This window comes from Mesorhizobium sp. M7A.F.Ca.CA.001.10.2.1, from assembly GCF_003998575.1.
Lineage (GTDB): Bacteria > Pseudomonadota > Alphaproteobacteria > Rhizobiales > Rhizobiaceae > Mesorhizobium.
Window position 1 is genome coordinate 1 of sequence record NZ_RZQY01000625.1, and the last position, 3,652, is coordinate 3,652.

A 3,652-nucleotide genomic window follows, 5' to 3' on the forward strand; every position below is an offset into this window, starting at 1 on the left:
CCTGTGGACCCTTCAAGACGGTGCTCGGTCCGGGCGCCGATGCCGATCACTCCCTGCATTTCCATCTCGATCTCGAACCGAGACGGCATGGCGGGACGTTCTGCCAATAGCCGAAAGCGCACTCAGGAATTGGGCTAAATCTATTGCAGAGCGCTCGGCGGGAGCGGCTTGTCGATCTCGGCCCTCATGATCAAAACACCACGTGTAAAATCATCAAAATCTTCGATACTCATGCTGCAAGTCTCTTGGACGAAACTTTTATGCCGGAATTGAACCACAACATACTTCTGCTGATCCCTGTCCAGCTTCAGAAGAAAGGCAAACGAATAGGGACTCCTGCGTAAAGTTACATACACTTCACGCAGATCCCGGGCGGTGAAGAACCGTTTTATCGTACGCCAGATCGACATTTACCCCTCCAACCGCAATTATTATAAAACTAGTAGGCGCCTTGTCGAAGATGAATTGCCCTCGCCGATGATCCGCGTGCCGCAATTCGGCCGCAGGCATGAACGCGGGCGCTGAGTTTTCCTTTACCCTTGATCGTTAAAATGCCGGATATCCATCAACGGGATTCCGCCAATGGCCGGCAAATTTCGGGCCGTGTTTTTCGCCACCGCGCGCCAGACAAAATATGCAGCAATGCTGACCGCCGGCCTGGCGCTGGCGGCGCTTTCCGCCTGCAACACCGGCAGTGTGCTGTCGCTGCAGCCGGCCGTCGACGTCGGCGCGCAGACGGCTGCCGTGCCGCAATATGCCGGCATGCAGAAGCTTGTCCCTTCCAATCCATACATGACGCAGGCCGCTTATCCGCGCATGGACGAGCCGATGTCGCCCGTCGAGCAGATGCCGGCCAGCGAAACCGACTGCCGGCAGCAATTGAAGCGTCTCGATGTCGCCTACACCGACCTGGCGCCGATCCATGAAGGCCAGTGCGGCATCGATTATCCGGTCAAGGTTTCGGCCATCGGCAACATCCAGATGAAACCCGCGGCAACCCTGACCTGCGACATGGCCGCCACCTTTGCCGGCTGGACGAAGAACGAGCTCGTCCCCTCCGCCCGCTGGCGCTATTTCTCCGGCGTCAAGACCATCCACCAGGGCTCCAGCTATTCCTGCCGCAGGATTGCCGGCGAAGGTGTCCTGTCCGAGCATGGCAAGGGAAATGCGCTCGACGTCATGAGCATCGAACTCAACAATGGCGACGACATTGACGTGCGTAAGCCCGGCCTGTTCGCTTTCCGCACCCGCGGCTTCCTCAACAATGTGCGCGCCGACGGCTGCCAGTACTTCACCACCGTGCTCGGCCCCGGCTACAATTACGACCACCGCAACCATTTCCATTTCGACATCAAGAACCGCAAAAACGGTTATCGCGCCTGCCGTTAGGAAGAGATCAGCCTAATCGGCGCCACCGGTTGAAGCGGCGATCTGCCGTGCAACCAAGTCCTGGATGCGCCAGAGATTCCGGTCGCGGATGCCGCTCTCTTCAAGCTTGCTCACGGTCCTGAACAAATACTGCGCCGAAGAGCCCCAATGACCGGCAGCCCGCGCCAGCGTGTCGGCAACCTGCTCCAACGGCAACCGGCCGGCATAGGCGCTGCCGTCCGGCGCGGCGACGAAAGCCAAGGCACGCAGCGGCCCGTCCCTGGTCTTGACCTTGATCCAGCATGGCACGTTGGTTGGCGGGTTGGCATCGATCTCGCGGCGCATCAACTGGCCGAGTTGCCCGAAATGATCTTCCGCGGGCAGCCGATAGACGATGCCGCTGCAGCTGCCGCCTCGATCGAGCGCCAGCATCAGGGCCGGCAAATCGCGGGTTCCGCGCCAGCGGGTCAGCTTCAGGCAGAACGAGCGGTGCCATCCCGGCGCCGTGGCCGGGCGCTGCTCGACATAGGCGAATTCGGGGTTCCAGATCAACGACCCGTAGGCAAAGACCCAAAGCGTCTCGGGACGATGCTGCAAAAGCAGCTTTTCGACCAGGCCATCGAACTCCACATCGGTGTGCTCGCTGGTTCCGGGCTCTGGCCCGGGATCAGGCTCGACACGCTCAACTTGCGCGACAAGCTCGGCGGTCAACGCCATTGGCTTGCGGCCTGCCGGCTTCCGCTCCATTGCTGCCCCCGCGAGGAAACGATGCCCACGATAGACCGGCGGCGCGCTGCTGGCCATTGATTTCCAGGGTCCGTCAGGCAACAGATACCGCACGGATCGGGCGGCGTTCATGAGCCAGCGAAGTTTTCGGCGACGCGTTGCAATCTGGGTGGCGACCTTGCTGGCCGCCTATCTGGCGCTCGCCTATTTCGCCGCACCGGAATTCTGGACGTTTCACGATCGCGGCTTTCGCAAGCACAGCTTCGAGATGGTGACGCACACGCCACAAGGCATTCCGGGCGATCCCATCAATGTCGGTCTTGTCGGTACGCGAAAGGAAGTAGTGCACGCCTTCGCCGTCGCCGGCTGGGACACCGCCGACGCCGTGACCCTGAAGACCGCGATCGAGATCGGTGAAAGCGTGCTGTTCGACCACCCCTACCCCGATGCGCCGGTCAGCAGGCTGCTGTTCGATGGCCGCGCCCAGGATCTCGCCTTCGAAAAGCCGGAGGGCCTCAGCGCCGACCGCCGGCATCATGTCCGCTTCTGGCAGACCGATGCAAGCGGCGACGATGGCCGGCCGCTGTGGCTGGGCTCGGCCAGCTTCGATCGCGGCGTCGGCCTCAGCCACGACACCGGCGCCGTCACCCACCATATCGGCCCCGACATCGACGCCGAGCGCGATTTCCTGATGCGCGACCTGGCCACCGCCGGCACGCTGATCTCGACCAGCGATATATCGGGCGTCGGCGCCACCAGTACGGGACGCAATGGCGGCGGCGATCCCTATTTCACGGATGGCGAGGCAATTGTCGGCGTGTTGAAGCAGTTGCCCTGACCATCGCAAAAGTCAGTTCGTGGTGATCACGATCTTGCCGAACGGCCCTTTCTCCAGATGCTGCAAGGCTTGCGGCACCTCGTCGAAGCCAAAGAGCTTGTCGATGACCGGCTTGATCGCCAGCGCCTCGATCGCCTGATTCATACGTTCGAAGGCGCGGCGATGGCCAACCGACAGGCCCTGCACGGTGATGCGGTTGCGCATGAAGGGCATGATAGGGAAGCTGAGCTCCATCGCGCCCAACAGGCCGATGATCGACAGCCGACCGTCGGCGGCGAGCGCATTCAGCGATCGCCGTGCATTGTCGCCGCCGACCATTTCCAGCACGTGGTTGACGCCCAGCCCATTCGTCAGCTCACGCACGGCCTCATCCCAGGCCGGTTGCGTGCGGTAGTTGATCCCTTGCCAGGCGCCGAGCTTTCTCGCCCGCTCAAGCTTTTCATCGCTGCTTGAGGTGACGATGGCGCGCAGGCCGAACGCGGTGGCGAACTGCAGCGCAAACAGCGACACGCCGCCGGTGCCCTGGATCAGAATGGTCTGGCCCGGCACCGGTCTGGTCGCTTCGGCCATGGCGAACCAGGCCGTCAGCGCCGCGATCGGCAATGTCGCGGCCTCGAAATCGCCGAGCGATGGCGGCGCCAGCACCGCGGCGTCCTCGCCGAGAATGACATGGTCGGAAAGCATGCCCGACAGCGACGACCCCAGCGTGTGCTTATGCAG

Annotated in this window: 6 protein-coding genes; 3 read left to right on the top strand and 3 right to left on the bottom strand. The window is 62.2% G+C overall.

What is annotated here, in order from left to right:
* On the top strand, positions 1-110 hold a 110-nt coding region (locus tag EN964_RS28625), incomplete at its 5' end, for an extensin family protein (RefSeq protein ID WP_206528771.1).
* A 30-nt stretch (positions 111-140) separates the two neighbouring features.
* On the opposite strand, the gene EN964_RS28630 is transcribed toward EN964_RS28625, so the two are convergent.
* Positions 141-410, bottom strand: coding sequence for a hypothetical protein (locus tag EN964_RS28630; RefSeq protein WP_127270419.1), 270 nt, complete (start codon positions 408-410; stop codon positions 141-143).
* Positions 411-582: 172 nt separating this feature from the next.
* On the opposite strand from EN964_RS28630, the gene EN964_RS28635 reads away from it, so the two are divergent.
* Positions 583-1,389 (top strand): extensin family protein, encoded by an 807-nt coding sequence (locus EN964_RS28635; RefSeq protein WP_127270418.1) that lies wholly within the window; start codon positions 583-585, stop codon positions 1,387-1,389.
* A gap of 12 nt (positions 1,390-1,401) precedes the next feature.
* Here EN964_RS28635 and EN964_RS28640 read toward each other — a convergent pair whose 3' ends face one another.
* On the bottom strand, positions 1,402-2,115 hold the full coding sequence (locus tag EN964_RS28640) for a gamma-glutamylcyclotransferase (protein WP_127270448.1): 714 nt from the start codon (positions 2,113-2,115) through the stop codon (positions 1,402-1,404).
* A 109-nt stretch (positions 2,116-2,224) separates the two neighbouring features.
* Here EN964_RS28640 and EN964_RS28645 point away from each other — a divergent pair, with 109 nt between their 5' ends.
* On the top strand, positions 2,225-2,932 hold the full coding sequence (locus EN964_RS28645) for an LssY C-terminal domain-containing protein (RefSeq protein WP_127273164.1): 708 nt from the start codon (positions 2,225-2,227) through the stop codon (positions 2,930-2,932).
* 12 nt (positions 2,933-2,944) lie between these two features.
* Here EN964_RS28645 and EN964_RS28650 read toward each other — a convergent pair.
* Positions 2,945-3,652, bottom strand: a 708-nt coding sequence (locus tag EN964_RS28650) for an NAD(P)-dependent alcohol dehydrogenase (RefSeq protein ID WP_164776052.1), incomplete at its 5' end; no start/stop codon positions are given.